Annotated in this window: 27 protein-coding genes; 12 read left to right on the forward strand and 15 right to left on the reverse strand. The window is 60.8% G+C overall.

Annotation, left to right across the window (positions count from 1 at the left end; genetic code table 11):
* The first annotated feature begins 387 nt into the window (after positions 1-387).
* From oppA to oppF, 5 genes are all read left to right on the forward strand, one after another.
* On the forward strand, positions 388-2,022 hold the full coding sequence (oppA, locus tag ETEE_RS15930; protein WP_034165121.1) for an oligopeptide ABC transporter substrate-binding protein OppA: 1,635 nt from the start codon (positions 388-390) through the stop codon (positions 2,020-2,022).
* Positions 2,023-2,098: 76 nt separating this feature from the next.
* Positions 2,099-3,019, forward strand: a complete 921-nt coding sequence (oppB, locus tag ETEE_RS15935) for an oligopeptide ABC transporter permease OppB (RefSeq protein ID WP_034165122.1) — start codon at positions 2,099-2,101, stop codon at positions 3,017-3,019.
* Between the two features lie 11 nt (positions 3,020-3,030).
* Complete coding sequence (gene oppC / locus ETEE_RS15940; RefSeq protein WP_034165123.1) at positions 3,031-3,939, forward strand: oligopeptide ABC transporter permease OppC; 909 nt, start codon at positions 3,031-3,033, stop codon at positions 3,937-3,939.
* An 11-nt stretch (positions 3,940-3,950) separates the two neighbouring features.
* Positions 3,951-4,922, forward strand: a complete 972-nt coding sequence (oppD, locus tag ETEE_RS15945; RefSeq protein ID WP_045427005.1) for an ABC transporter ATP-binding protein — start codon at positions 3,951-3,953, stop codon at positions 4,920-4,922.
* Positions 4,923-4,930: 8 nt separating this feature from the next.
* Positions 4,931-5,923 carry a murein tripeptide/oligopeptide ABC transporter ATP binding protein OppF gene (gene oppF / locus ETEE_RS15950; protein WP_370634767.1) on the forward strand — a complete coding sequence of 331 codons (993 nt, stop codon included), beginning with the start codon at positions 4,931-4,933 and terminating at the stop codon, positions 5,921-5,923.
* A 61-nt stretch (positions 5,924-5,984) separates the two neighbouring features.
* Here the strand turns inward: oppF and ETEE_RS15955 are convergent, their stop codons facing one another.
* Positions 5,985-6,314 carry an HI1450 family dsDNA-mimic protein gene (locus ETEE_RS15955; protein WP_034165159.1) on the reverse strand — a complete coding sequence of 110 codons (330 nt, stop codon included), beginning with the start codon at positions 6,312-6,314 and terminating at the stop codon, positions 5,985-5,987.
* 54 nt (positions 6,315-6,368) lie between these two features.
* The gene (gene cls, locus ETEE_RS15960) at positions 6,369-7,829 is read right to left on the reverse strand and encodes a cardiolipin synthase (RefSeq protein WP_034165126.1); all 1,461 of its coding nucleotides are present in this window, start codon (positions 7,827-7,829) and stop codon (positions 6,369-6,371) included.
* 190 nt (positions 7,830-8,019) lie between these two features.
* On the opposite strand from cls, the gene ETEE_RS20425 reads away from it, so the two are divergent.
* A complete protein-coding gene (locus ETEE_RS20425; protein WP_071525666.1) occupies positions 8,020-8,196 on the forward strand; it encodes a YciY family protein in 177 nt (58 codons plus the stop codon).
* A gap of 47 nt (positions 8,197-8,243) precedes the next feature.
* On the opposite strand, the gene ETEE_RS15965 is transcribed toward ETEE_RS20425, so the two are convergent.
* Entirely contained in the window at positions 8,244-8,735 is a 492-nt protein-coding gene (locus tag ETEE_RS15965; protein ID WP_034165127.1) for a Dps family protein, read from the reverse strand.
* A 396-nt stretch (positions 8,736-9,131) separates the two neighbouring features.
* The gene (locus tag ETEE_RS15970; protein ID WP_034165128.1) at positions 9,132-9,428 is read right to left on the reverse strand and encodes a YciI family protein; all 297 of its coding nucleotides are present in this window, start codon (positions 9,426-9,428) and stop codon (positions 9,132-9,134) included.
* 296 nt (positions 9,429-9,724) lie between these two features.
* Between ETEE_RS15970 and ETEE_RS15975 the strand changes: the two genes are divergently transcribed.
* Entirely contained in the window at positions 9,725-10,579 is an 855-nt protein-coding gene (locus tag ETEE_RS15975; protein WP_034165129.1) for a TonB family protein, read from the forward strand.
* 34 nt (positions 10,580-10,613) lie between these two features.
* Here the strand turns inward: ETEE_RS15975 and yciA are convergent, their stop codons facing one another.
* Both yciA and ETEE_RS15985 read right to left on the reverse strand, forming a co-directional pair.
* Complete coding sequence (gene yciA, locus ETEE_RS15980) at positions 10,614-11,042, reverse strand: acyl-CoA thioester hydrolase YciA (protein WP_012848376.1); 429 nt, start codon at positions 11,040-11,042, stop codon at positions 10,614-10,616.
* A gap of 64 nt (positions 11,043-11,106) precedes the next feature.
* Positions 11,107-11,649 carry a septation protein A gene (locus tag ETEE_RS15985; protein WP_034165130.1) on the reverse strand — a complete coding sequence of 181 codons (543 nt, stop codon included), beginning with the start codon at positions 11,647-11,649 and terminating at the stop codon, positions 11,107-11,109.
* A gap of 245 nt (positions 11,650-11,894) precedes the next feature.
* On the opposite strand from ETEE_RS15985, the gene ETEE_RS15990 reads away from it, so the two are divergent.
* Positions 11,895-13,643 carry a SulP family inorganic anion transporter gene (locus ETEE_RS15990; RefSeq protein WP_034165131.1) on the forward strand — a complete coding sequence of 583 codons (1,749 nt, stop codon included), beginning with the start codon at positions 11,895-11,897 and terminating at the stop codon, positions 13,641-13,643.
* Between the two features lie 16 nt (positions 13,644-13,659).
* Here the strand turns inward: ETEE_RS15990 and ETEE_RS15995 are convergent, their stop codons facing one another.
* Together ETEE_RS15995 and ETEE_RS16000 are read right to left on the reverse strand one after the other, a co-directional pair.
* A complete protein-coding gene (locus ETEE_RS15995) occupies positions 13,660-14,250 on the reverse strand; it encodes a DUF1919 domain-containing protein (protein WP_034165132.1) in 591 nt (196 codons plus the stop codon).
* A gap of 95 nt (positions 14,251-14,345) precedes the next feature.
* Positions 14,346-15,095 carry a YciC family protein gene (locus ETEE_RS16000; RefSeq protein ID WP_034165133.1) on the reverse strand — a complete coding sequence of 250 codons (750 nt, stop codon included), beginning with the start codon at positions 15,093-15,095 and terminating at the stop codon, positions 14,346-14,348.
* 521 nt (positions 15,096-15,616) lie between these two features.
* Between ETEE_RS16000 and ompW the strand changes: the two genes are divergently transcribed.
* Positions 15,617-16,255: an outer membrane protein OmpW gene (ompW, locus tag ETEE_RS16005; RefSeq protein WP_034165160.1), complete on the forward strand. Its 639-nt coding sequence runs from the start codon at positions 15,617-15,619 to the stop codon at positions 16,253-16,255.
* 48 nt (positions 16,256-16,303) lie between these two features.
* Here the strand turns inward: ompW and ETEE_RS16010 are convergent, their stop codons facing one another.
* The 7 genes from ETEE_RS16010 to ETEE_RS16040 form a co-directional block, all read right to left on the reverse strand.
* Positions 16,304-16,618: a BON domain-containing protein gene (locus tag ETEE_RS16010; protein ID WP_034165134.1), complete on the reverse strand. Its 315-nt coding sequence runs from the start codon at positions 16,616-16,618 to the stop codon at positions 16,304-16,306.
* A gap of 135 nt (positions 16,619-16,753) precedes the next feature.
* Positions 16,754-17,560 (reverse strand): tryptophan synthase subunit alpha, encoded by an 807-nt coding sequence (gene trpA / locus ETEE_RS16015; protein ID WP_034165135.1) that lies wholly within the window; start codon positions 17,558-17,560, stop codon positions 16,754-16,756.
* A complete protein-coding gene (gene trpB, locus ETEE_RS16020) occupies positions 17,557-18,750 on the reverse strand; it encodes a tryptophan synthase subunit beta (protein WP_034165136.1) in 1,194 nt (397 codons plus the stop codon). Before trpB ends, trpA begins: the two co-directional genes overlap by 4 nt.
* Positions 18,751-18,788: 38 nt before the next feature.
* Positions 18,789-20,165 (reverse strand): bifunctional indole-3-glycerol-phosphate synthase TrpC/phosphoribosylanthranilate isomerase TrpF, encoded by a 1,377-nt coding sequence (gene trpCF, locus ETEE_RS16025; RefSeq protein ID WP_034165137.1) that lies wholly within the window; start codon positions 20,163-20,165, stop codon positions 18,789-18,791.
* A gap of 25 nt (positions 20,166-20,190) precedes the next feature.
* Positions 20,191-21,207, reverse strand: a complete 1,017-nt coding sequence (trpD, locus tag ETEE_RS16030) for an anthranilate phosphoribosyltransferase (protein WP_034165138.1) — start codon at positions 21,205-21,207, stop codon at positions 20,191-20,193.
* Positions 21,198-21,833, reverse strand: a complete 636-nt coding sequence (locus ETEE_RS16035) for a glutamine amidotransferase-related protein (protein WP_034165139.1) — start codon at positions 21,831-21,833, stop codon at positions 21,198-21,200. The genes trpD and ETEE_RS16035 overlap by 10 nt, the downstream gene beginning before the upstream one ends.
* Positions 21,833-23,407: an anthranilate synthase component 1 gene (locus tag ETEE_RS16040; protein ID WP_034165140.1), complete on the reverse strand. Its 1,575-nt coding sequence runs from the start codon at positions 23,405-23,407 to the stop codon at positions 21,833-21,835. The genes ETEE_RS16035 and ETEE_RS16040 overlap by 1 nt, the downstream gene beginning before the upstream one ends.
* 347 nt (positions 23,408-23,754) lie before the next feature.
* Between ETEE_RS16040 and rnm the strand changes: the two genes are divergently transcribed.
* The 3 genes from rnm to ETEE_RS16055 are packed head-to-tail and all read left to right on the forward strand — an operon-like array spanning position 23,755 to position 25,591.
* Positions 23,755-24,666 carry an RNase RNM gene (gene rnm / locus ETEE_RS16045; protein ID WP_081926437.1) on the forward strand — a complete coding sequence of 304 codons (912 nt, stop codon included), beginning with the start codon at positions 23,755-23,757 and terminating at the stop codon, positions 24,664-24,666.
* Complete coding sequence (locus tag ETEE_RS16050; protein ID WP_034165141.1) at positions 24,663-25,283, forward strand: L-threonylcarbamoyladenylate synthase; 621 nt, start codon at positions 24,663-24,665, stop codon at positions 25,281-25,283. The genes rnm and ETEE_RS16050 overlap by 4 nt, the downstream gene beginning before the upstream one ends.
* 56 nt (positions 25,284-25,339) lie before the next feature.
* Positions 25,340-25,591 carry a DUF2766 family protein gene (locus ETEE_RS16055; RefSeq protein WP_034165142.1) on the forward strand — a complete coding sequence of 84 codons (252 nt, stop codon included), beginning with the start codon at positions 25,340-25,342 and terminating at the stop codon, positions 25,589-25,591.
* Positions 25,592-25,693 lie beyond the last annotated feature (102 nt).

The raw sequence follows: 25,693 nt of genomic DNA on the forward strand, positions 1-25,693 counted from the left end.
TATGTTATATCAGTAACTTACAATTGATTTTTGTCATGGGGGAGGGCAGTCTGTGAGAAAGCACGAAATACAACAGTGCTCACATGGCCATCAGCCGGCTCGCTCAGGACGTCACGCTGTTTTACGGGCGTTGGCATACGGGAGGGCGCTCTCGGTAGCCCAGGATGCTACGGGAGCGGCTTCTGGGTAGCCGCACTGAGCCAGCCCATCATCAAGCGGCCCTAGGCGCCGTTATTTTGTTACCCGGCAACAATAAATGCCAGCCGCCGCGAGGGCGGTATAAGGCAAGCTGCAGCGAATGAACCGTTCCTTCATTACTGCAGTGAATAAATAACGATGTTGACCCGCCTGCCCGCAGGCTTCCTTTTGAATACGGGAGTGGTAGTAATGAGCAAACACATCATTAAAAAAAGTATATTAACCCTTGGGATTTGTAGCGCGTTGGGCGCCGCGGCGGTGGCGCAGGCCGCCGAGGTACCGGCCGGTGTACAGCTGGCGGCTAAACAGGAGCTGGTCAGAAATAATGGTTCGGAGGTCTCCTCCCTCGATCCGCACAAGATCGAAGGGGTACCGGAAAACAACGTGACCAACGATCTGCTGGAAGGGCTGACGCAGCACGATAGCCAAGGGCATACTATTCCCGGCGTAGCGCAGCGCTGGGAGAGCAAAGATAACAAGGTGTGGATATTTTACCTGCGCCCGGACGCGAAGTGGTCCAACGGTGACCCTGTCACCGCAGAGGACTTCGTCTATAGCTGGCAGCGGATGGCCGACCCCAAGACTGCATCGCCCTACGCGAGCTATCTGCAGTATGCCCACGTCGCGAATATCGATGACATCATCGCCGGCAAGCAGGATAAATCCGCTCTGGGGGTCAAGGCGCTGGACGATCGCACGTTCCAGGTGACCCTGAGCGAACCGGTACCTTATCTGCCGGAGATGACCGCGCACTATGCGATGAAGCCGGTCAACAAGGCGGCGGTAGAGACGTTCGGCGACAAGTGGACCCTGCCGCAGAATTATGTCAGCAACGGCGCCTATAAGCTGAAAGACTGGATCGTCAACGAACGTATCGTGCTGGAGCGAAATCCGCAGTATTGGGACAATGCGAAGACGATCATCGATAAGGTGACCTTCCTGCCCATCGCCTCGGAGGTGACCGATGTGAACCGCTATCGGGCCGGCGAGATCGATATGACCTATAACAATATGCCGATCGAGCTGTTCCAGAAGCTGAAAAAAGAGATCCCCGAGCAGGTGAAGGTAGACCCGTATCTTTGCACCTATTACTACGAAATCAATAACCAGAAGCCGCCGTTTAACGACCCCCGCGTGCGTGAGGCGCTGAAGCTGGGTCTGGACCGCGATATTATCGTGAATAAGGTCAAGAACCAGGGCGACCTGCCGGCGTACAGCTTTACGCCGCCCTATACCGACGGCGCTGATTTGACGCAACCGGCCTGGTTCGGCTGGTCGCAGGAGAAGCGCAACCAAGAGGCCAAGAAGCTGCTGGCCGAGGCGGGCTATGGCCCGGGCAAGCCGCTGACGTTTAACCTGCTCTACAACACCTCGGATCTGCACAAGAAGCTGGCGATTGCCGCGGCTTCGATCTGGAAGAAAAACCTGGGGATCGATGTGAAGCTGGAGAATCAGGAGTGGAAGACCTTCCTCGATTCGCGCCATCAGGGCAATTACGATGTCGCCCGCGCCGGCTGGTGCGCCGACTATAACGAGCCGAGCTCCTTCCTCAATATGATGCTGTCGACCAGCAGCAACAATACCCCGCACTACAAGAGCTTGGCCTTTGACCGCATTATGGCTAGCGCGCTGCAGGCGCCGGACAAAGCCGGCCGCGCGGCGGTCTACCAGCAGGCTGAGCAGCAGCTGGACCGTGATTCGGCCATCGTTCCCGTGTATTACTATGTTAACGCCCGTCTGGTGAAACCCTTTGTCGGTGGCTATACCGGCAAGGATCCGCTGGACTATGTCTACGACAAAAACCTTTATATCGTTCAACATTAATTGTCCGTCGTGCGGCCGGGAGACCGGCCGCCGGCGAGGCTGACAGCCCGCGGGGCTGACGTACAGGGTTTGGGCTATGCTAAAATTTATATTCCGTCGCTTCCTGGAAGCGATTCCGACGCTTTTTATTCTGGTCACCATCTCGTTTTTTATGATGCGTCTGGCGCCGGGCAGCCCGTTTACCGGTGAACGCACGCTGCCGCCGGAGGTGATGGCCAACATCGAAGCCAAATACCATCTCAACGATCCCATCTGGAAGCAGTATGGCCACTACCTGCTGCAGCTCTCGCAGGGAGACTTTGGCCCCTCGTTCAAATACAAGGATTATTCGGTCAACGATCTGGTGGCCGCCTCGTTCCCCGTTTCGGCCAAGCTGGGCTTTGCCGCCTTTGTCATGGCGGTGGTGCTGGGAGTCTCTGCCGGGGTCATCGCGGCCCTGAAGCAGAACTCGCGCTGGGACTATGTGGTGATGAGCTTTGCCATGACCGGGGTGGTGATCCCAAGCTTTGTGGTCGCGCCGCTGCTGGTGCTGATCTTCGCCATCTCGCTGCACTGGCTGCCGGGCGGCGGCTGGAACGGCGGGGCGCTGAAGTTCATACTGCTGCCGATGGTGGCGCTGTCGCTCTCCTATATTGCCGGTATCGCGCGCATTACCCGGGGCTCGATGATCGAGGTGCTGCACTCTAACTTTATCCGCACCGCCCGGGCCAAGGGGCTACCGCTGCACCGCATTGTGCTGCGCCATGCGCTGCGTCCGGCGCTGCTGCCGGTGCTCTCCTACATGGGGCCCGCCTTTGTCGGGATCATTACCGGCTCGATGGTCATTGAAACTATCTATGGCCTGCCGGGGATCGGCCAACTGTTCGTCAACGGCGCGCTGAACAGGGACTATTCGCTGGTGCTGAGCCTGACGATCCTGGTCGGCACCCTGACGATTGCCTTTAACGCCATCGTTGACGTGCTGTACGCCGTAATCGATCCCAAAATCCGTTACTGAAAGAGGCGCCTATGTTAGTGAATAAAAACAGCGCCGCCGCGGTGAGCAGCTTCAGCGAACAGCTGGACGTGGAAGGGCGCAGCCTATGGCAGGATGCACGCCGCCGCTTTATGCATAACCGCGCGGCGCTGGTCAGCCTGTGCATTCTGTTGCTGATCGCCCTGTTTGTGATATTCGCCCCGATGCTGTCGCCGTTTGCCTACGACGATACCGACTGGGAGATGATGTCGGCGGTGCCGGCGCTGGAGGGGGGGCACTACTTCGGTACCGACTCCTCCGGACGCGATCTGCTGGTGCGTGTCGCCATCGGTGGACGTATTTCGCTGATGGTCGGGATTGCCGCCGCGCTGGTGGCCGTGGTGGTCGGTACGCTGTACGGCGCGCTCTCCGGTTACCTGGGCGGTAAGGTGGACTCGGTGATGATGCGCATGCTGGAGATCCTTAACTCGTTTCCCTTCATGTTCTTTGTCATTCTGCTGGTGACCTTCTTTGGCCAGAATATTTTGCTGATTTTTATCGCGATCGGCATGGTTTCCTGGCTGGATATGGCGCGTATTGTCCGCGGGCAGACGCTGAGCCTGAAGCGTAAGGAGTTTATCGAGGCGGCGCAGGTGGGCGGGGTGACGACGGGGCGTATTATCCTGCGCCACGTGGTGCCTAACGTGCTGGGCGTGGTAGTGGTGTACGCGTCGCTGTTGGTGCCGAGCATGATCCTGTTTGAATCGTTTTTGAGCTTCCTGGGGCTGGGTACCCAAGAGCCGCTCAGCAGCTGGGGCGCCCTGCTGAGCGATGGGGCCAACTCGATGGAGGTTTCCCCCTGGCTGCTGATCTTCCCGGCCTCTTTTCTGGTGATCACGCTATTTTGTTTTAACTTTATCGGTGATGGGCTCCGCGATGCCCTCGACCCGAAAGATCGCTGAGGAGCGCAGAGATGAAATCCAGCTTACTGAACGTACGCTCCCTACGCGTGACCTTCACAACGCCGGACGGCGACGTCACGGCGGTCAACGATCTGAACTTCTCGCTGGACGCTGGCGAGACGCTGGGGATCGTCGGTGAGTCCGGTTCGGGAAAGTCGCAGACCGCGTTTGCCCTGATGGGGCTGCTGGCACCGAATGGGCGCATCGACGGTTCGGCCAGCTTCGATGGCCGTGAGATCTTAAATTTACCGGAGAAGGCCCTTAATCGGCTGCGCGCCGAAGAGATCGCCATGATCTTTCAGGACCCGATGACCTCCCTCAACCCCTATATGCGGGTGGGCGAGCAGCTGATGGAGGTGCTGATGCTGCACAAGGGAATGAGCAAGGCGCAGGCGTTTGATGAGTCGGTGCGGATGCTGGATGCGGTGAAGATGCCGGAGGCGCGTAAGCGTATGCGCATGTTCCCCCATGAATTTTCCGGCGGGATGCGCCAGCGGGTGATGATTGCGATGGCGCTGCTGTGCCGCCCGCGGCTGCTGATTGCCGATGAGCCGACCACGGCGCTGGATGTGACGGTGCAGGCGCAGATCATGACGCTGCTCAATGAGCTGAAGCGGGAGTTTAACACCGCGATCATTATGATAACGCACGACCTGGGGGTCGTTGCCGGTATCTGTGACAAGGTGCTGGTGATGTATGCCGGGCGTACCATGGAGTATGGCCAGGCGCGCGACGTGTTCTATCACCCATCGCACCCGTACTCCATCGGGCTGCTGAGCGCGGTGCCGCGCTTGGATGCCGAGAGCGGGGCGCTGCTGACCATCCCGGGCAACCCGCCTAACCTGCTGCGTCTGCCGGCCGGCTGCCCGTTTCAGCCGCGCTGCCCCTATGCCGATGCCGGCTGCGATGCGGCGCCGCCGCTGACGGCCTTTGGCGAGGGGCGTCTACGCGCCTGCTTCAGAACGGTGGAGGAACTGGCATGAGTGGGCCGATGAGTGACAAAAACGTATTGTTGGAAGTGGCTGATCTACGGGTTCATTTTGATATTCGAGACAACAAGGCCTGGTTTTGGCAGCCGCCCAAGCGCCTAAAGGCGGTGGATGGTGTGACCCTACGTCTGTATCAGGGGGAAACGCTGGGCGTTGTCGGCGAGTCAGGCTGCGGCAAGTCGACCTTTGCCCGCGCGCTGATCGGCCTGGTGAAGGCGACCTCCGGCAGCGTCAGCTGGCTGGGGCGCGATCTGCTGGGCATGAACGAAAAGCAGTGGCGCGAGGTGCGTAGCGATATCCAGATGATCTTTCAGGATCCGCTGGCGTCGCTAAACCCGCGGATGACGATTGGGGAGATTATTGCCGAGCCCCTGCGGACCTATTATCCGCAGATGGCGCGCGGCGAGATGCGCGACAGGGTGAAGGCGATGATGATGAAGGTGGGCCTACTGCCTAATCTCATCAACCGCTATCCGCACGAATTCTCCGGTGGTCAGTGTCAACGTATTGGGATTGCCCGGGCCCTGATCCTGGAGCCCAAGCTGATTATCTGCGACGAGCCGGTGTCGGCGCTCGATGTGTCGATTCAGGCGCAGGTGGTCAACCTGCTGCAGTCACTGCAGCGGGAGATGGGGCTGTCGCTGATCTTCATCGCACACGATCTGGCGGTGGTAAAGCATATCTCCGACCGCGTGCTGGTGATGTATCTGGGACATGCGGTGGAGCTGGGCACCTATGATGAGGTGTATCACAACCCACAGCATCCCTATACCAAGGCGCTGATGTCGGCGGTGCCGGTGCCGGATCCCGACAGGGAGCGCAATAAGCAGATTCAGCTGCTGGAGGGGGAGCTGCCGTCGCCGATCGATCCGCCGTCGGGCTGCGTGTTCCGCACCCGCTGTCCTCAGGCTGGGCCGGAGTGCGCACAGACCCGGCCGCTGCTGGAGGGCAGCTTTCGTCACGCGGTCTCCTGCCTGAAGGTCGATCCGCTGTAGCTGGGGGGAGCACTAAAAAACCGCCTGACGGCGGTTTTTTAGTGGGCGAAGAGCGGCGGTGCTACTCTTTCCACAGGATATGGCACATTTTATGATCCTTCTCTCGGCAGATCAGAATGCGGGCGAAGACATCCTCGATATCGTCGCTGTCCGGATTACCGTCGGTCAGGCCGATCACCACCTCGGCAAAGAAGTCCGGGGTGAGATCGACATCGACATGCTCCTGCCAGTCTTCGGCCGGATCGAACAGCTCGGCAGCGCCGCGCTGCTCAAACTGCAGGTTAAACAGCAGCACGTCCGCCGGATCCAGATTGTCCGCCGCCAGCTCCAGGAAAATATCGTAGGCCTGATCCAGGGTCTCTTCTTCGCTCAGGCGGTTGTTTAAATCCATCATGTCAGTATCTCATTGAGGCCGCGGCCAGAGGGGAGTCCGAGCCGCGGACGGTTACAGCAAAGGGCTGAAAAAGTAAAAGAGGCGCTCGACGACGCGCTGCCACAGCGGGCGTTTTAACCACGCCAGCGGGTCCAGCAGGGAGGAGCGAGCGATATAGTCCTCCTGTACGCAGGCGAGATCGCTGCCGAAGCCGTCATCGTCGATGACCAGCGTAATTTCAAAGTTAAGCCACAGGCTGCGCATATCCAGGTTGACGGTGCCGACCAGACTGAGCTGACCGTCGACCAGCACGCTCTTGGTATGCAGCAGGCCGCCCTCAAACTGATAGATTTTAACGCCGGCGGCCAGCATTTCGGTAAAAAAGGCGCGGCTGGCCCAGCCGACCATCATCGAGTCATTCTTTTTCGGCACGATGATAGAGACATCCACGCCGCGCTGGGCGGCGGTACAGATGGCGTGCAGTAGGTCGTCGCTGGGAACAAAATAGGGGGTGGTCATCACCAGCTGCTGGCGCGCGGAGTAGACGGCGGTCAACAGCGATTGGTGGATCAGCTCCTCCGGGAAGCCGGGGCCGGAGGCGATCACCTGAATGGTGTGGCCCGACTCTTTTTCGAAGGGAAGGATATTGCATACCGGCTCTGGCGGCAGAATGCGTTTACCGGTCTCCATCTCCCAGTCGAAGGCGTAGTAGATGCCCATGGTGGTCGCGACCGGTCCCTCCATGCGTGCCATGACATCGATCCACTGTCCGACGCCGGCGTCCTGCTTGAAGTAGCGCGGGTCAACCAGATTCATGCTGCCGGTATAGGCGATAAAGTTGTCGATCAGCACCACCTTGCGGTGCTGACGCAGATCCATGCGGCGCAGGAAAACGCGCAGCAGGTTGACCTGCAGCGCCTCGACGACCTCAATACCCGCTTCGCGCATTATGGCCGGATAAGGGCTGCGGAAAAACGCCACGCTACCGGCCGAATCGAGCATCAGGCGGCAGTGTACGCCGCGTCTGGCCGCCGCCATCATCGCCTCGGCAACCCGATCGGCCAACCCGCCGGGCTGCCAAATATAAAACATCATCTCAATGCTGTTATGCGCCAGCTCAATATCGCGGATCAGGGCGTTGAGCGTGTCGTCGGTAGAGGTGAGCAGCTGCAGCTGGTTACCCTTGACGCCGGCAATGCCCTGGCGTCGTTCGCACAGCTGGAACAGCGGTGCGGCGACCTCGCTGTTATGGGTGGCAAAAATGCTACGACAGCTGCGCAGATCGGCCAGCCAGCGTGCGGTGGATGGCCACATGGCGCGCGCGCGTTCGGCGCGACGTTTTCCCAGATGCAGCTCACCAAAGGAGAGATAGGCGATAATGCCGACCAGCGGCAGAATGTAAATGATCAGCAGCCAAGCCATGGCGGAGGGAACCGCCCGGCGTTTCATTAATATCCGTAACGTGACGCTGGCGATCAGCAGCCAGTAGCCAAAGATTGCCAGCCAGCTGATTACTGTATAAAAAGTGCTCATAACCGCAGGTTGTCCTTGCACAAATCCATCAATTGAGAGTTTACGCACAGATATACAAAGAAGAAACCTTTAGCGGTTAAATATATACAGATCGCGGCGCGCGGCACTTTTTATACGATGGGCTCGCCCGGGGGGTTGGCTTGTCTCTCAGGGGGGGTATAATCGCAGCGCAATTATCCGGAGGGGTACAATGCGACACAGTCGAAATGAAGTAGGGCGCTGGCGTATGCTGCGTCAGATCCATCGGCGGCGCAGCCGCTGGCTGGAAGGTCAGTCACGCAGAAACCGTCATATCTATTGCATTCGCCGTTTACACAGAATCCAGCATCACCGTTCTTTGCTCTATTCCGTTGCCTACGAGTGGTAGTCATTCAGCCCCGCGCAGCGGGGCTGAGGTCACCTTTCGCCCGCCGGCTATTGCCCCAGATAGGCGTTCAGCATCCACACCTGCTTTTCCTGCTGCTTAATATAGTCGCTCATCAGAGAGACGGTTCCCTCGTCCGCCGCGTCCGTCGCTAGCCGCAGGATTTCTCGCTGCTGCTGCAGCAGCAGGGCATAGCCGCTCAATAATCCCTGCAGGGTGCCGCAATCGTCGGTGACATCGACGTCTTCTTTGATCTCGGCGCTTTTCAGATAGTCGCTGAAGGCGTGACGCGGGCGGTAGCCGAGCGTCAGGATCCGCTCGGCCAGCTCATCGACCTTAAGCAACAGATCGTTATAGGTCTCTTCAAACTTAACGTGCAGCTCAAAAAACTGCGGTCCGCTGATATTCCAGTGGTAGCCGCGCACATTCATATACAGGATCTGGTAGTTGGCCAGCAGGATATTGAGTGCATCGGCCAGCGCGGCTGATTTTTTGGGATCCAAACCGATATGGGTTTTGGCGTTCTTCTTACTGTTTGCCATTCTGCATGCTCTCCTTGGATGACACGATGGATAGCGGCAGGCGCGCTGGACGCCAATCACCGCTGAATACAGTGGGATAGTCCGTTTTTTATCCATCCTGCCAGAGTCGGCGGCGGAGATCCAGCCCGCGTGCTACGGAGCGGCGAGTCCCCCAATAAGCGCCAGGTGATAATAAAAGCAGCGAACGCATTTATCCGAATTATCATGATATTGCGACCCGCGAGGAATCAGGGTAGACTGCCCGGCATCACAGCAATGTGACAGAAAAGCGCATTTAGCATTTTAATGGAATCTCCATGTAGCCCCGGCTAAGTGCGCTTCTCTGCGGTAAGGGAAAGCCCGCGAATGCGGGCTTTTTTCTTGGGTATGACTCGTCCTGAATGCGGTGACGCGGCGTTAGAACACCTGTTTGTAGGGGGTTACGCTGACTTGACGGTAGACTCCGGCGGCAACGTAAGGGTCATTTCCCGCCCATGCCTGGGCCTGGCTCAGCGATTCAAATTCGGCGATCACCGCCGAGCCGGTGAACCCCGCGGCGCCGGGATCGCTGCTGTCGATAGCCGGCAGGGGGCCGGCTGTCAGCAGACGTCCCTGATCGCGCAGCGTCTGCAGCCTGGCCAGATGGGCCGGGCGTGCCGCCAGACGCTGCTGCAGCGTATCCTGTGCATCCTGAGCATAAATCAGGTACAACATATTCTCCTCCTTGTATTGATTCGTGCCAATCGAGGGTAGTGTGCTCTGGTTTTGGCCTCTCTTGCGAGGGGCACAGGCGCAGAGCCTGACGCTGGGGAAAATACGGCGCCGCCTGAGCCGATACGTTAAGGTATCGTTGCCATAGGCGCAATATCTGTACTGTCGGCGCAGGGGATAATCCGTGCGGTCGCACAGTTTTGCGCTCTTCGACAGTTCTCAGTTGAACATGATTGCTATTTGCATTTAAACTTGACTGCAATACGCGATGTCCATTTACCCATTGAGTTACCAACACCTTGTCGGCTGATAAATTAACCCTGAAGCGATTTTTCCTGGTCCGTCGCCTTTCTTGGCCGATGGCGCTATCGGTATCCCTGCACGCCTCGCTGATTGCCGGACTGCTGTATGCCTCCTACCATGAGATCCGCCCACAGCCTGCCGGGGAAGCGGGGCAGATCCAGGCGATAATGGTCAATCCGGCCATGTTTGCCGCCGCAGGGCAGGCGGCGTCTGCGCCACAGGCCGCGCCGCAGCAGGCCGGATCGGCGCCGGCGCCGGCAGCGGCACCGGACGTCACCGCGCCCGAGGCACACAGGGAAAAAGAGGCGCCGCCGCCCGAGAAGCCGCAGCCAAAGCCGCAGCCGAAGCCGAGCGAGAGGGCGCAGCCCCGTCAGCGGGAGGTGAAACCGGCGCCGCCGAAGGCGAAACCGCCGGTGCCTCAGGCGCCGGTGGCCAAGGCGGTATCATCAACGCCGCAGGCGGTAACGCCGTCGGATCAGGCTCAGGGCGTCGCGCCAAAGGCGACGGGGACAGCAGGCGCTCTGCCAGGTGCGGCAAGCGGTCACGCGCCGGCGGCGAACGGGGGGCATCCTGCGGCGTCGGGCGCGCCGCAGGCGGCCAGCCGACCTGAGCCGGCCTATCCTCAGCGTGCGCTGGCGCTGCATATTGAGGGACGGGTGAGGCTGCGTTTTGACGTCGATAGCGAGGGGCGCGTCGGCAATGTCAGTATCCTGTCGGCCGATCCGCCAGGGGTATTTGAGCGAGAGGTCAAGCGCGCCGCGCGCCGCTGGCGTTACCAGCCCGGACGCCCGGGGCAGAACGTTGAGGTGACCGTCTATTTTCGGATCGATGGCCGGACGGCCGTCGAATAAGCGCCGGGCCAGCGATGGCCCGGCGTGGGGGCGTCTATTGCGCGGCGTCGTTGCGGAAGTTGGCCTTCCCAGCAGGCAGCGCGCGGGATTTATTCGCGTCGTTTACCGCGACATAGGTAAATACCGCCTCGGTAACGCATTCGCGCTGCCCAATCGGCTCGGAGGCGACCTTTTTCACCCAGACCTCAATGTTCACGGTGATAGAGCTGCGCCCGGTGCGGATACAGTGGGCATAGCAGCACACTACATCGCCTACCGCCACCGGCTTAAGAAAGGTTATCGCGTTCACCGCCACAGTCACCACGCGTCCCTCTGCGATCTCTTTTGCCAGGATAGCGCCGCCAATATCCATTTGTGACATGATCCAACCGCCGAAGATGTCCCCGTTAGCGTTGGTGTCGGCCGGCATAGCCAGAGTACGCAGAACAAGTTCACCTGCCGGTAAACGAAGTTTTTCGCTCATAGTAAATGTCAGTCTTGATGTCTCAGTGTCAAAAGAAACGCCGGCCAGAGGCCGGCGCACAGTCTTATGAATGCTTTTGCTCTTCGGACATATTGCGGTAAATATAAACTCCGCTCAGCAGCGTGAAAATCAGCGTCAGCGCCGTTAGCCCAAAGACCTTAAAATCGACCCACACGCTTTGTGGCAGCCAGAAGGCGACATAGATGTTGGCCAGGCCGCAGCCTAGGAAGAACAGCGCCCACGCCGCATTCAGACGGGACCATACGCTGTCCGGCAGCTGAAGCTCTTTCCCTAACATCCGCTGGATCAGCGGCTTCTTCAGCACCATCTGGCTGATCAGCAGCGCCAGGGCAAACAGCGTATAGATAACGGTCACCTTCCATTTAATAAATAGATCGTTATGGAAGACCAGCGTCAGGGTGCCAAAAATGGCCACCATAATAAAGGTGATCAGGGTCATTTTCTCTACCCGGCGGTATTTCAGCCAGGTTAACACCAGTGCGACGGCGGTCGCGGCGATCAGCGCGCCGGAGGCGACATAGATGTCATACAGTTTGTAACAGACAAAAAATACCACCAGGGGTAAAAAATCTAACAATTGCTTCATTCGGCAGTCCATCCTTTCATCGACCGGGCGACTATACCTGATTCGGCGCAGCGGCGGTATCTTTGTCGCTGCCGGGCCGCACGGTCACGCCCGTTGATTCTCTGTGATCCTGCATTATGCCGCCGTATTTCTCCCAGCTTTATTTTTTTGCAAAAAATTACACGCGAACCCGCCCATCAGCCGACTTGACCAAGTGCTTCGGCCTATCCATGATGGAGGAGGACGCCTCTTAGGGTTACGACGTTATGCAATGGAATTTTCTGCGCCGCTGGATGCCAGGGCTGTATCAACTGACGAAATACCGGCGGGAGTGGCTGGCCGATGATCTGCGCGCCGGGCTATCGGTCGCCGCCGTGGCGCTGCCGACGGCGCTGGCCTATGCCGATCTGGTCGGGGTCACGGCGGTGGTGGGAATTTACTCCTGTATCCTGCCGATGATCGCCTACGCGCTGTTTGGCTCCTCACGCCAGGTGATCGTCGGGCCGGATGCGGCCACCTGTGCGGTGATTGCCGCCGTGGTGGCTCCGCTGGCGGCCGGCGATCCGCAGCGGCTGTGGCAGCTGTGCGTAATGATGACCCTGATGACCGGCCTGTGGTGCCTCGTTGCCAGCCGCTTTCGCCTCGGGGCGCTGGCGGATCTGCTGTCGCGCCCCATTCTGACTGGCCTGCTCAATGGCCTGGCCATCACCATCATGATCGATCAGCTGGCGAAGATGCTGGGCTATCAGCCCGCCTCGCGCGAGGTGATCGAACGCATTCTCTCGCTGCCCCACGACCTGCTCTCCAGCCATTGGCCGACGCTGCTTCTGTCGCTGCTGACCCTGCTGAGCCTGCTGGGGCTGCGCCGTCTACGTCCCGGCTGGCCTGCGGCGTTACTGGTGATCATCCTCGCGATGCTGGTGGTTTGGCTGGGGGGGCTGCAGCGCTTTGGCATTCAGACGATTACCGGCCTCGACGGGACGCTGCCGGTGGTGCAGTGGCCCAACTTTCAGCCTGCGCTGCTGCGCGATCTGGTGATGCCCTCCCTGAACCTGGCGCTGATAAGCTTTGTCAGCCTGATGCTGACGGCGCGCAGCTTTGCCTCTAAAAACGGCTATGAAATCAATCCGGATGCAGAGTTTCGTGCGCTGGGCGTCGCCAACATCGTGTCGGCGCTTTCGCAGGGGTTCGCCATCAGCGGCGCCAGCTCCCGTACCGCGGTCAACGATGCCAACGGCGGTAAAAGCCAGCTGGTCTCCATCGTGGCCGCGCTGTCTATCGCGGCGGTGCTGCTGCTGCTGGGGGGGCTGCTGCGCTATATTCCGGTGGCCGCGCTCGGCGTGGTGCTGGTGTACGCCTCCTGGCTGCTGCTGGACATTCGCTCGCTGGTGAACCTGCGGAAACACAATCCGTCGGCCTTTCGCCTGGCGCTGTTCACCTTTGCCAGCGTGCTGCTGGTGGGGGTTATGCCGGGGATCGGGCTGGCCGTGCTGCTGGGACTGCTGCAGTTTTTCCGCACGGTGTTTCGCCCCAGCGAACAGCTGCTGGGGGTGAATGAGGAGGGGATGATCCACTCGCTCGGCAACGGGAATCAGGTGCGGGCAGTCGAGGGGGTGCTGATCTACCGTTTTAACTCGCCGCTGACCTATTTCAATATCGCCTATTTTAAGCGCCGAGTCCTGAATCTGGTCGACGGGATGCCGTTTCAGCCGGAGTGGGTGGTGATCGATGCGGTATCCTGCTTTACCTACCCCGACATTAGCGTGCTGGCGGGGATCGATGAGCTGAAGCGCGATCTGCGCCAGCGGCGAGTTCATCTGGTGCTGGCCGGGCGTAAGACCGACCTGAAGCGCTGGTTTGGCCGCAGTCGAGCCGCCGGGGAGGAGAAGGGGCTGCTGTTTGTCGCCGATCTGTATCTGGCACTGAAGCTGATCCAAAGCAGTCGGTGCGCCCATGCCGACGGCGCGGACGACTCTCCGGGAGCCGCTCAGAACGGGACGGCTGCGCCTCGCTGACGCCTCTGCTTAATCATCACTTATATAGAGAAATGTATTTTCTATAGTAAATAAATCGGCTATTGAACAGCTGATCTCCGGTGAGCAGGTCGCCATTTTTATCCTTCAGACGTTTGTCGCTGCCGGCCTTTTCAAAGCTGATTTTCCGTGGGAAGCGCAGCGCGTTGAATTCGCTAACATGCTGTTTTTCACCATCTCTTTCGCACATCTTAAAGATGATGTTATCGACGCCCCGCGCCGCGATATAGCTTACCAGCCGGGCCATCCGGTCATTCCATTTACGGATGGCCTGCTCCTCATTCTGGTAATGCATAAAGTAAATCGTAATCTCCTGTATCTGGGCAACCGGAAAGGGCATGTCGCTTTTAATAAAGCTGTCTTTATCGATTGTGCAGCCAATGTAGCGGCTTAAGTTAGCGCACATTTTAATAAAATCGGCAGGGACAATATACAGCCCGATGAATGGCGTATTGTACGGTTTCTTGGCTATTTTATACGCACGAAATCCCCAGCAGTTATTTGATATAATTGCGAAATCTTTATTGCGTAATATGATCTTGTCTAAGATATCGGTCATTCTGTATTTGATGATGAGTCGGCTCAGCATGGCTGTCTCTTACGCGGGTGAATCGGGGGCGCGGCGCTCTGTCTGCGGGAGCGCGGGAGGCGTGGCGACCCCGCCCTGCGGGCGGGGTCTGCGGATCAGGCTGGGGTCCGCAGCAGCATATACAGGCGGGAGAGATAGATAATCAGACCGACGGAGATCAGATTACTCAGTGTTCCCATGATGACCATGCCCAGGCTGGGGTGCAGCGCCGCCAGCGTATCGACCAACAGCAATAGCACCAGCTTCATCAGCATCCACAGCAGGATTGCCGGGCTGATGAGCCGTACGCTGGCGAAGGAGAGCCGAAAGCTGCTGCGAATGGCGGCGATCACGCCGCAGCGCTCTGTGGTCATGATCATCGGGGAGAGGGCGAGACCGACGGCCAGGATGATCCCCGGCAAGATAAATAGCGTAATACCCAGCTGAACCATCAGGGTGCACAGCAGCATCAGCAGCAGCAGACGCGGCAGCATGGGCGCAGAGAGGCCGATGGCGCGCAGCGCGCTGAGGCGTACGCCGGTGGACGCCTGTGGGATCAGCGTCAGCATCCCCCCCAGCAGCAGCACATTACCGATCAGCACCGAAAAGCTGGAGGCCGCAGAGACTTTCAGCAGCGTCATTTGCTGCTCCGGCGTCATCTGGCGGATCATCTCCTGTAGCCCTCGGGCGGCGCTGACGCCGTCGCCGCTGCTCAGCTGGCTGATCGCCTGTGCGCTGGGGCTGAGGGCCTGGTTCAGCATCACGCTAATAAAGGCGGTCAGTAGCGCCAGCAGGACGATGGGCGTCAGCTGATGGCGGAAAAAGTTAACGCTGTCACGGTAAAGGCTCCGGGCCGTGATGGGCATGCATAGCTCCTTGGCATGTCGACGGGCGGCACCGGCCGCCCGGGGTGGAAACAGATGTGCGGCGATTGTACCCCGTTAGCGGCCGCTGTGGCACCCCGCAATCGGCCAGGTGGTGATTTCTTCTGCGCTCCGCGTTTTTTCCTGTGCTCCGCGGCGGCGGTATCGGGGCGCCGCCGATGGGCGACGCAGGCCGATTGTGCGCGGCTTTCTCCCTGGCGCTATGCTGCGTCGAACCACGCGCTGTGTCTCCATCCGGCTTTGCGGTGCCCTCCGCGTTCAGGTTAGCGCCTGCGCTAAGTGCGGAGCGCCGTTGCCGCAGGGGATGCACGCCTTCTTAATTCAGTGGAATGACGCTTGATTGATGCTTATCAATTTTCGCCATTTCATTTCAAATCAAGAAATATGATTGGCATCATTTAGTTCAGTTTATATGTAAAAGATGTGATCCCGATGGGATCAATAATCACTCAATATGGTTATATTGCAAGCGAACGATAACCATATAAAGGAAAGGGATGATGATGAAAAAGTGTAGCGTTGCGCTGTGTCTGGCCGCCGTTTTGGCGCCTGCGGCAGCATCGGCTCATCAGGCCGGTGATGTGATTGTCCGCGCCGGCGCGGCCACCGTACGTCCGACCACCAGCTCTGATAATGTGCTGGGGCTGGGCGAGTTTAACGTGGACAACAATACCCAGCTGGGGCTGACCTTCGGCTACATGGCAACGGATAACATCGGCATCGAGCTGCTGGCGGCAACGCCGTTCCGCCACAAGGTCTCGTTGGGGGGGCTGGGAAATATTGCGACCGTGCATCAGCTGCCGCCCACCCTGATGGCCCAGTGGTACTTTGGCCGTGCGGAAGACAAGCTGCGCCCCTATCTTGGGGTCGGGGTGAACTACACCACCTTCTTCAACAACAGCTTCGATCAGAATGCGACGTCGCTGGGGCTGCACGATCTGAAGGCGACGGACTCCTGGGGCGTTGCCGGGCAGGCGGGGCTAGACTATATGGTCAGCGAAAACTGGATGATCAACGCCTCGGTGTGGTACATCAACATTGATACCAAGGTGAAGTTCCGCGATAGCTCGGATAATCAGCACAGCATAAATACCAACATTAATCCGTGGGTATTTATGTTCGGTGCCGGCTACCGTTTCTGATCGGCTATGGCGGTAAAGAGGCTGCCCCGGGCGGGCAGCCTGAGCGCGTTATTTAATGCGCATATCGTTTTCGACCGAGCGGACGCCCTTAATGCCCCGGGCAACCTCAACCGCCCGCTGGGCATCGGCCCGTGAGGAGACGAATCCGCTCAGCTGTACCCGTCCTTTGTAGGTCTCCACGCTGATCTCTGTAGATTTAATACTCTTGGCATTGAGCAGCGCGCTTTTCACCTTGGTGGTGACCACGGTGTCATCAATGTAGTTACCGGTACTCTCCTGGGTGGTGGATCCGGCGCAGCCCGCCAGCGATGCCGCCAGAACGGCGGCCAGTCCTAACGCCTGGATCTGTTTCGACCATTTCATGCTTTTCTCCTTATGCGGTGACGCGAAAGGGCAGCCGCCATGAACGGTGTCCCGATCTATCAATAATCATATCAATAGGTCAGCAGAGGGCAAGTCAAAATCCGCGGCGGGGGATACCGACCGCCGCGGAGGGCATCAGGCGCGGGTTGCGGCCTTCATGGTTTGGATGAACGCGCGCAGCTGCTGCAGCATCTGGGGCGGGTTATCCAGATGGTGGGCGATCAGGTCGACCACCGCCGAGCCGGAAATAGCGCCCGCGGCGCCACCCTCCAGCGCGCTGCGCACCTGATCGGGCGTCCGAATCCCGAATCCCTGCAGCGCCGGCGCGGCACCCAGCGCCGCCAGCCGCGTCGTGAGATGGCTCAGTGGCGGCAGGCTGGTGCAATCGCTGCCGGTGACCCCGGCGCGTGACAGCAGGTAAACGTACCCCTGACTGCGCGCCGCCAGCTGCTGCAGTAGCGCATCATCGGCGTTGGGCGGACACAGGTAGATCGGCGCGACCCCGTGCCGCTGCGCCGCCGCGTGGAAGGGGGCGGACTCCTCCAGCGGTACATCGGCAATCAAGACAGAGTCCACGCCGGCCTGGGCACAGCGCCGGTAAAAGGCGTCGATCCCCGGGTTAACCACCAGGTTAGCGTACATCAACAGCCCAATGGGCAACTGGGGATATTTTTCCCGCAGGGTAGCCAGCAGCGTAAAGCAGCGCTCGGGGGTGACGCCCGCCTGCAGGGCGCGCAGGGTCGCATTCTGGATCACCGGGCCATCGGCCAGCGGGTCGGAGAAGGGGATCCCCAGCTCCAGCGCATCGGCGCCGGACTCAACCAGTGCGTCGATAATTTGCAGCGACAGCGCCGGCGTGGGATCGCCCAGCGTGACGAAGGGAACCAGCGCGCCTTCCTGGCGGCGCTGTAGATGGGTAAATAGCGTCTGGTAGCGTGTCATTGCATTTCTCCCCGGGACTGCAGAATGTCGTGAACGGTAAAAATATCTTTGTCGCCGCGCCCGGAAAGATTCACCACCAGCAGTTGCTCTTTTTCCGGCTGCTGATGAATGAGCTTCAGGGCGTGGGCCAACGCATGGGCGGACTCCAGCGCCGGAATAATGCCCTCCTGGCGCGAGAGCTGCATAAAGGCGGCCAACGCTTCGTCGTCGGTCGCGGAGACATAGTCAGCCCGGCCAATGCTGTTCAGGTGGGCGTGCTGGGGACCTACCGAGGGAAAATCCAGCCCGGCGGAAAGGGAGTAGGACTCCTCAATCTGCCCCTCGGCGGTCTGCATCATGGGAGAGCGCATGCCGAAGTAAATGCCGACGCGGCCGTGCTTGAGCGGCGCTCCGTGCTGCCCGGTCTCAATGCCCAGCCCGGCCGGTTCGACGCCGATAAGCTGAACCGACGCATCATCGATAAAGTCGGCGAACATCCCGATGGCGTTGGAGCCGCCGCCGACGCAGGCCAATACCGCATCGGGCAGGCGGCCTTCGGCCTGCAGGATCTGACGGCGTGTCTCCGCGCCGATCATCCGCTGAAATTCGCGCACGATGGTCGGATAGGGATGGGGGCCGGCGGCGGTGCCCAGCAGATAGTGGGCCTGGTCATAGTTAGCGGACCAGTCGCGCAGCGCCTCGTTGCAGGCATCTTTTAGGGTGGCCGAGCCGCTGTGCACCGGGATCACCTCGGCGCCCATCAGCCGCATGCGGAACACGTTGGGAGACTGGCGGGCAACGTCCTTGGCCCCCATGTAGACTCGGCATTTCAGACCCAGTAAGGCACAGGCCAGCGCCGTTGCGACGCCGTGCTGACCCGCGCCGGTTTCCGCGATGATCTCGGTCTTACCCATGCGCCTGGCCAGCAGCGCCTGGCCAAGTACCTGATTGGTTTTGTGCGCGCCGCCGTGCAGCAGATCCTCACGCTTTAGGTACAGGCGGGTGCGGGTACCGGTGGTGAGGTTGCGGCAGAGGGTCAACGCCGTCGGTCGCCCGGCATAGTTGTGCAGCAGGTCATTGAACTGGGTCTGAAAGGTGGGATCGTCGCTGGCGTCGACGAAGGCGGCCTCCAGCTGGTTCAGGGCCGGGATCAGAATTTGCGGCACAAACCTGCCGCCAAATTCGCCGAAATAGGGATTCAGTAAGCTCATGTCATCTTCCTGTCAGTCATAAAAACGGTGGTAGCGTCTCAGGCGAGCAGCGCCTGGAAGGCCGCACGGAGTTTGCCGGGGTCTTTACGCCCGGGAGAGGACTCCACGGCGGAGTTAAAATCGAGACCCTGCGCGCCGAGGTCAGCCGCTGCGCGGCAGTTATCGGCGCTGATCCCGCCGGCCAGCATGATGTCGCCTAGGGGATGTCCGTCCAGCAGGCGCCAGTCAAAGGGGCGTCCACTGCCGGGGCGTGCGCCGTCAAGCAGGTAGCGATCGACGTGACGCAGGCGCTCTGTGGGCATCGCATCGCTGACCGGCAGCGCCTTCCAGATCCGACAGGCCGCCGGTAACAGCGGACGCAGGCTATCGATATAGGCCTGATCCTCGCCGCCGTGCAGCTGAACGGCGTGCAGAGCCAGGCGTTCCGCGGCCAGCGCAACGCTGGCGGGCTTGGCATTGCGAAAGACCCCGACGTACCGCAGCGGGGCGGCCGAGATAATGCCGCGGGCGGTGGCGATATCGACGTAGCGCGGCGAGTCGGCCACGAAGATCAGGCCGCCGTAGACGGCGCCGGCGCACAGCGCGCTGACCGCGTCTTCAGGGCGGGTCAGGCCACAGACCTTATTGTCGCCAAAGCGCAGACGACAGACGGCGCTGCGCAGATCGGGCTGGGACATCAGCGCGCTGCCGATCAGAAAGCCCTGCACCAGGCGGCCCAGATCGCGGATTTGGGCGTGGCTGCGGATACCGGACTCGGCGATAAGCGTCGCGCCCGGCGGTGCCAGCGCCGCGAGATGCCGAGTACGCTCGGGATCGACGCTGAGATCGTGCAGATTACGGTTATTGATGCCGATCGTCCTGGCGCCCAGCGTGACGGCGCGCGCCATTTCGGCGGGGGTGCTGACCTCGGTGAGGATCCCCATGTTCAGCGTCGTGGCCACGGCGGCCAGCTGGCGATACTGGGTATCGTCCAATACGGAGAGCATCAGCAGGATGGCATCGGCGCGGTAGTGGCGCGCCAGATAGATCTGGTAAGGCGAGAGGATAAAGTCTTTACACAGCACCGGTTGCGTGACAACGTCACTTACTGTGCGCAGAAAGCGGAAGTCACCCTGAAAATAGTCACTGTCGGTTAAGACCGAGATGGCGGCGGCATGATCGCGATATATCCGTGCGATAGCCTGTGGGTCAAAGTCCGCCCGGATCAGCCCGCGCGAGGGCGATGCTTTTTTACACTCTAGGATCAGCGCGCGCGGCGTCTCGCTGAGCGCCCGGTGAAAGTCGCGCTCGCTGCGTCGCAGGGTTGGTTGAAAGCCTGACAGCGGCTGCTGCTGCTCCCGGGCGGCGATCCAGCGCCGTTTATCGGCGATGATGCGGTTCAGCAGGCTGGCGGGCGATGGCGAGGGTTGTGTCATGATAGGTTCCTTGCGCTGTATAAGGTTAGCCGCGGGCGGCCAGGGCGGTGACATAGTGATAGGCACGTCCGCTGCGCAGGACATCCAGCGCCTGGCGGGCGTTAGCAACCAGATCGCGCTGGCCGAACAGGCGCAGCAACAGCGCCACGTTGGCGGCGACGGCGCCCTGATGCGCGGGCGCGCCCACCCCCTGGAGCAGGCGGGTCAACAGGGTACGGTTCTCCTCCGGCGCGCCGCCGCGCAGCGCGCTGAGGGGATAGTCCGGCAGGCCGAAGTCGCGCGCCGTCAGCTGATAGTGGCGGATCTCGCCCTGGTGCAGCTCTGCCACCTGTGTCGGGGCGTGCAAGGCGACCTCATCCAGCCCGCCGCCGTGCACGACGGCCGCATGCTGGTAGCCTAGGCCGCGCAGGCTTTGCGCCAGCGGCAGCACCCGATCGGGGCTGTAGACGCCGATCAGCGCGCGGGTTGGTCGGGCCGGGTTGATCAGCGGGCCAAGCAGATTAAAGATGGTGCGGGTCTTGAGCTGTTGGCGCACCGGCATGGCATGACGAAAGCCACTGTGGTACTGGGGGGCGAACAGGAAGCAGAGCCCCAGCTCATCCAGCGCCCGGCGCGACGCCTCGGCGCTCATGTCCAGACGGATCCCCAGCGCCTGCAGCAGATCCGACGATCCGGTACGGCTGGATACGCTGCGGTTGCCGTGCTTGGCGATGCGTACGCCGCAGGCCGCGGCAACAAAGGCGCTGGCGGTCGAGATATTAATGCTGTCGCTGCCGTCGCCGCCGGTGCCGACGATGTCGGCAAACTCATACGCCGGGCGAGGGAACGGCTGCGCCGCCTCCAGCAGCGCGCTGGCGGCGCCGGCGATCTCATCGGGATGTTCGCCGCGGATCTTCATGCTGATCAGCGCGGCTGCCAGCTGACTCGGCTCCAGATGACCGTGCACGATGGCGCTAAAGAGCCGCTGGCTTTCCGCGCGGCTGATCACCTGCGCCCGGTATAGCTTATCCAATATGGTCAGATGCTCAGAGGTCAGTGACATGATGGGGCCTCCGCTGCGCTGAGGGAGGGCAATCGGGGCTGGGGCGGCGCGGCGCGGGCCCAGTCGATGCTCTGCTCCAGCAGCCGGGCGCCCTGTGGCGTGAGGAGCGACTCCGGGTGAAACTGGAAGCCGCAGACGCGCTGGCGATCGTGGCGCACCGCCATGACCATGCCCTGGAAGTGGGCGTTGACGCAGAGATCGGCCGGAATGCGTCGGGCCGCCAGCGAGTGGTAGCGCGCTACCGGCAGCGGCGACGGCAGGCCGCGAAACATGGCCTCGCCATCGTGCTCGATGGCGCAGACCCGCCCGTGCAGAACTTCCTCCGCCCGATCGACCTGGCCGCCATAGTATTCGACGATGGCCTGGTGTCCCAGACAGATGCCGATGATGGGCAGGCGCCCGCACAGCGTTTGCAGCAGCGCGGGCATACAGCCTGCGTCAGCCGGTGCGCCGGGACCGGGGGAGAGCATCAGCAGCGGCTGGTGCAGCCTATCCAGATGCCGCAGCAGCGTATCCGGCGCGACGCTGTTACGGTAGATAACCACCCGATGACCGCCGCTGCGCAGCTGATCGACCAGGTTGTAGGTAAACGAGTCAATGTTGTCGAGCAGTAAGACGTCGGCCATCAGATCGCTCCTTGCGGCTGGGGGAAATTCGCGTGCGCCGCCGCGATGGCGTTCAGCACCGCCCGGGCCTTGCTGCGGGTTTCATCGGCCTCCGCCTGAGGCTGGGAGTCCAGCACCACGCCGGCGCCGGCCTGTACGCTGGCGACGCCGTCCTCTACGTAGGCGGCGCGGATAACGATGCAGGTATCCAGATCGCCGCGGGCCGTCAGATAGCCGACGGCGCCGCCGTAGCTGCCGCGCCGCCGCCGCTCGCTGGCGGCGATCAGCTGCATGGCGCGCACTTTGGGGGCACCGCTCAGGGTGCCCATGTTCATGCAGGCACGGTAGGCATGCAGCGCGTCGAGATCGGCGCGTAGGGTGCCGACGACTCGGGAGACCAGGTGCATCACCACGGAGTAGCGATCCACGTTGGTCAGCTCGGCGACGTAGCGTGAGCCCGGCTCACAGATCCGCGCCAGATCGTTGCGCGCCAGATCGACCAGCATCAGGTGTTCGGCCAGCTCTTTGGGATCGCTGCGCATGTCCAGCTCCAGTCGGCCATCGAGATCGCGATCGATGCTGCCGTCGGCGCGCCGTCCGCGCGGCCGGGTACCCGCGATGGGGTAGATCTCGACCCGCCGGCTGTCGGCATCGTATTTCAGGGCACTCTCCGGCGAGGCGCCGAACAGCGTGAAGGCCTGATCCTGCATGAAGAACATGTAAGGGCTGGGGTTGTTCTGTTTCAGCTGACGGTAGGCGGCCAGCGGCGCGGGACAGGGTAGCGTGAAGCGGCGTGAAGGCACCGCCTGAAAAATGTCACCGGCGAGAATGGCGCGCTGCATGTCGCGGACGATCGCAGCGAACGCCTCATCATCCCGATCGACCTCGACCGTTAACGGCGGACAGGGCGCAACGGGCGCCGCCGTGAAGGGGCGCTGCATCTCCGTCAGCAGGTCATCCAGGCGCTGCTGCAGGCGCTGATGCTCATCCGCCGCGGTGCTGAAGAGGCTGGCCTGTAGGCGGGCGCTGCCCTGACGGTGGTCGAGGATCAGCAGGGTTTCGGCCAGATAAAAGCAGAGATCGGGGCAGCGCGGCCCTGCGCTGAGCTGTGGCAAGGGTTCAAAGCCGGCGACCAGATCATAGGCGAACAGGCCGCCGAGCAACATGGCCTCCGGCTCGGCGTCAGGCGTTGGCTGGCAGGAGAGCAGGGTACGCAGCGCGTCGAATACCGACGGGGTGTGCAGCCGGCTGTCTTCATCCTGCTCATTGTCCGGCGCGGGAAAGGTGAGCGTACAGCCGTGGGCCTGGCTCGTACAGGCTACGTCTGGGGGCAGGGCATGACGCAGGGTGGTCAGCAGGGCCGCGCCGTTAGCGCTTAATGACTCCAGCGTGACCTCCCGCCCGCGCGCGGTAATACGCAGGGCGCTGTCGATGATCAGGAGACTTTTCAGGTGGTGCTTACTGGCGATATCGGCAGACTCCAGCAGTAGCGTCGCCGGGCGCTGGGCGCACAGTTGTTCAAAAAGCAGCGTCGGATCCGCGGAGTAAGCGGCGCTGCGGGTTAATACGGTCACGGCGGTTTTGGCCTGAGGCATAGAATAGCTCCCTGACGGTCATACACGGCGCGGACATAAAAAAGCCCGCATTATGCGGGCGGTAATAACGCAGGCGTACGGTTTCTGCGCGTTTATTCCGCCCGAGTGCGATGAGGACGCCATCCGTGGACGATGGTGGTGTCGAGAGAGAGGCTCGGTGTTTTCTGCATGACGCGCTCCAATTAGCTCCTGAGTGAACTTGCGTACTAGTAAACTAGTTTCATGGTGTCATGTCAATGCCGCGGCGCATTTTTTCATCATCTGTGGCGTTGGGGCGCTATCCGCATTAGTGCCACAGGGCGTAAAACGCTATGATGAGGGTCATAACCGATTTGCAGTGGAGATCCATGGTGTTAGCGTATTTCCCAGAGGAACGCCCGGCGCTGTTTGATTTACACAGCCATACCTGGGCGTCAGATGGGCTACTGAGCCCTGAGGCGCTGGTGGCGCGGGCCGTGGAGCGGGGCGTTACGGCCCTGGCGATCACCGATCACGATACGTTAGGCGGCATCGCCGCCGCCCGTCAGGCGATCGCCGATCAGTCGCTGCCCCTGGCGCTGATCGCCGGCGTAGAGATTTCTACGCTGTGGGAGCATCATGAAATTCACGTAGTGGGACTGAATGTGGATGTGGACAGCCCGGCGCTGGGCGCCTTTCTGACGCTGCAGGCGCAGCGGCGCGACGAGCGCGCCGCGGAGATCGGGCGCCGCCTGGCGCGGGCCCGGATTGAGGGCGCGCTGGAGGGGGCGCAGCGCCTGGCGCAGGGCGCACAGCTGACCCGGGGACATTTTGCCCGCTACCTGGTTGAACGCGGCTACGCGACCCGCAGCGCAGACGTGTTTAAACATTTTCTGGCGCGCGGTAAGACCGGCTATGTTCCCCCGCAGTGGGGCACGATAGCCGATGCCGTGGCGGCGATCCATCAGGCGGGCGGCGTGGCGGTGCTGGCGCACCCCGGGCGCTACCGTCTGAGCGGCAAATGGCTGAAACGCCTGCTGACGACGTTCTGCGCCGCCGGCGGCGACGCGCTGGAGGTTGCCCAATGCCAGCAGCCGCCCCATGAGCGTCACCAACTGGGGCTGCTGGCTCGCCAGTTTGCGCTATCGGCCTCGCAGGGGTCTGACTTTCATCAGCCTACGCCCTATCTGGATCTGGGACGGGGCCTTTCCTTACCCGATGGGGTGCTCCCCGTCTGGACGCATTGGGCTTCGGTGCCGCAGGCTTCCCAACCCGGCGCGAGTCTACTGGAGGCGTTATGAGTCAATTGTTTTATATTCACCCAGAAAATCCGCAGCCGCGCCTGATCAAGCAGGTGGTGGAGGTGCTGCATAAAGGTGGGGTGATCGTTTATCCCACGGACTCCGGCTATGCGCTGGGCTGTATGCTGGAAGAGAAAAATGCCATGGAGCGGATCTGTCGCATCCGGCGCATCGACAGCAATCACAACTTTACCCTGGTATGCCGGGATCTCTCCGAGCTCTCCAGCTATGCCTTTGTGGACAATGCGGCTTTCCGTCTGCTGAAAAACAATACGCCGGGCGGCTATACCTTTATTCTGAAGGCGAGCAAAGAGGTTCCCCGTCGGCTGATGAGCGAGAAGCGCAAGACTATCGGCCTGCGGGTGCCATCCAATCCAATTGCGCAGGATTTGCTGGCCGAGCTGGGCGAACCGCTGATGTCCACCACCCTGATGTTGCCGGACAGCGAGTTTGCCGAGTCCGATCCGGAGGAGATCCAGGAGCGTCTGGGGAAACAGGTGGAGTTGGTGATCCACGGTGGCTACCTGGGGCAGCAGCCGACGACGGTGATCGACTTGACCGACGATACGCCGCTGGTGGTACGCGTCGGCGCCGGCGATCCCAAGCCCTTTCAGTGAGGTCGGCGGCGTAGCCGCATGCCCTGTTTATTTGCCGTGTTAATTAAGGAAACTCCATGTCGCAGATGTTGAGTGAGCGCGATGAGCTGGCCTCCGATCTGGTGGCCTGTCAACTGGTGATCAAACAGATCCTGGATGTGATCGAGCTGATCGCCTCGGCCGAGGTGCGAGCCAAAATGGCGCAGCAGCTGAAAAGCATCGATTTTAACCAGCGGGACATCGATGAGGTGACCCGGCGCGGGGTGCAGAAAGCCATCGCGCTGATCGAGCTGAAGTTCTCTCGCGAGGCGGAAAGCGCTGCGCATTAAGGTGATGCTCTGCACAGTTTAACGAAAATAAATTGTTAAAAAAATGTAGTGTGATAGCCTATGGTTGTTGAATAATTTCGACATAGAGTTTCTCATTGCATT

Origin of the sequence: Edwardsiella anguillarum ET080813 (genome assembly GCF_000264765.2) — a bacterium.
GTDB lineage: Bacteria > Pseudomonadota > Gammaproteobacteria > Enterobacterales > Enterobacteriaceae > Edwardsiella > Edwardsiella anguillarum.

Bases quoted from the DNA above. Each gene is read 5' to 3' on its own strand.
- ETEE_RS15955 (WP_034165159.1), bottom strand. From the start codon at position 6,314: ATGGATTTAAACAACCGCCTGAGCGAAGAAGAGACCCTGGATCAGGCC.
- ETEE_RS16010 (WP_034165134.1), bottom strand. From the start codon at position 16,618: ATGAAATGGTCGAAACAGATCCAGGCGTTAGGACTGGCCGCCGTTCTG.
- trpA (WP_034165135.1), bottom strand. From the start codon at position 17,560: ATGACACGCTACCAGACGCTATTTACCCATCTACAGCGCCGCCAGGAA.
- ETEE_RS15965 (WP_034165127.1), bottom strand. From the start codon at position 8,735: ATGGCAAACAGTAAGAAGAACGCCAAAACCCATATCGGTTTGGATCCC.
- oppD (WP_045427005.1), top strand. From the start codon at position 3,951: ATGAAATCCAGCTTACTGAACGTACGCTCCCTACGCGTGACCTTCACA.
- ETEE_RS16055 (WP_034165142.1), top strand. From the start codon at position 25,340: ATGTCGCAGATGTTGAGTGAGCGCGATGAGCTGGCCTCCGATCTGGTG.
- ETEE_RS15970 (WP_034165128.1), bottom strand. From the start codon at position 9,428: ATGTTGTACCTGATTTATGCTCAGGATGCACAGGATACGCTGCAGCAG.
- ETEE_RS15990 (WP_034165131.1), top strand. From the start codon at position 11,895: ATGCAATGGAATTTTCTGCGCCGCTGGATGCCAGGGCTGTATCAACTG.
- ompW (WP_034165160.1), top strand. From the start codon at position 15,617: ATGAAAAAGTGTAGCGTTGCGCTGTGTCTGGCCGCCGTTTTGGCGCCT.
- yciA (WP_012848376.1), bottom strand. From the start codon at position 11,042: ATGAGCGAAAAACTTCGTTTACCGGCAGGTGAACTTGTTCTGCGTACT.
- trpB (WP_034165136.1), bottom strand. From the start codon at position 18,750: ATGAGCTTACTGAATCCCTATTTCGGCGAATTTGGCGGCAGGTTTGTG.
- oppA (WP_034165121.1), top strand. From the start codon at position 388: ATGAGCAAACACATCATTAAAAAAAGTATATTAACCCTTGGGATTTGT.
- ETEE_RS15995 (WP_034165132.1), bottom strand. From the start codon at position 14,250: ATGCTGAGCCGACTCATCATCAAATACAGAATGACCGATATCTTAGAC.
- oppB (WP_034165122.1), top strand. From the start codon at position 2,099: ATGCTAAAATTTATATTCCGTCGCTTCCTGGAAGCGATTCCGACGCTT.
- oppC (WP_034165123.1), top strand. From the start codon at position 3,031: ATGTTAGTGAATAAAAACAGCGCCGCCGCGGTGAGCAGCTTCAGCGAA.
- ETEE_RS16000 (WP_034165133.1), bottom strand. From the start codon at position 15,095: ATGCCCATCACGGCCCGGAGCCTTTACCGTGACAGCGTTAACTTTTTC.
- trpD (WP_034165138.1), bottom strand. From the start codon at position 21,207: ATGTCACTGACCTCTGAGCATCTGACCATATTGGATAAGCTATACCGG.
- ETEE_RS20425 (WP_071525666.1), top strand. From the start codon at position 8,020: ATGCGACACAGTCGAAATGAAGTAGGGCGCTGGCGTATGCTGCGTCAG.
- oppF (WP_370634767.1), top strand. From the start codon at position 4,931: ATGAGTGACAAAAACGTATTGTTGGAAGTGGCTGATCTACGGGTTCAT.
- ETEE_RS16050 (WP_034165141.1), top strand. From the start codon at position 24,663: ATGAGTCAATTGTTTTATATTCACCCAGAAAATCCGCAGCCGCGCCTG.
- rnm (WP_081926437.1), top strand. From the start codon at position 23,755: ATGGTGTTAGCGTATTTCCCAGAGGAACGCCCGGCGCTGTTTGATTTA.
- ETEE_RS15985 (WP_034165130.1), bottom strand. From the start codon at position 11,649: ATGAAGCAATTGTTAGATTTTTTACCCCTGGTGGTATTTTTTGTCTGT.
- cls (WP_034165126.1), bottom strand. From the start codon at position 7,829: ATGAGCACTTTTTATACAGTAATCAGCTGGCTGGCAATCTTTGGCTAC.
- ETEE_RS16040 (WP_034165140.1), bottom strand. From the start codon at position 23,407: ATGCCTCAGGCCAAAACCGCCGTGACCGTATTAACCCGCAGCGCCGCT.
- trpCF (WP_034165137.1), bottom strand. From the start codon at position 20,165: ATGACACAACCCTCGCCATCGCCCGCCAGCCTGCTGAACCGCATCATC.
- ETEE_RS16035 (WP_034165139.1), bottom strand. From the start codon at position 21,833: ATGGCCGACGTCTTACTGCTCGACAACATTGACTCGTTTACCTACAAC.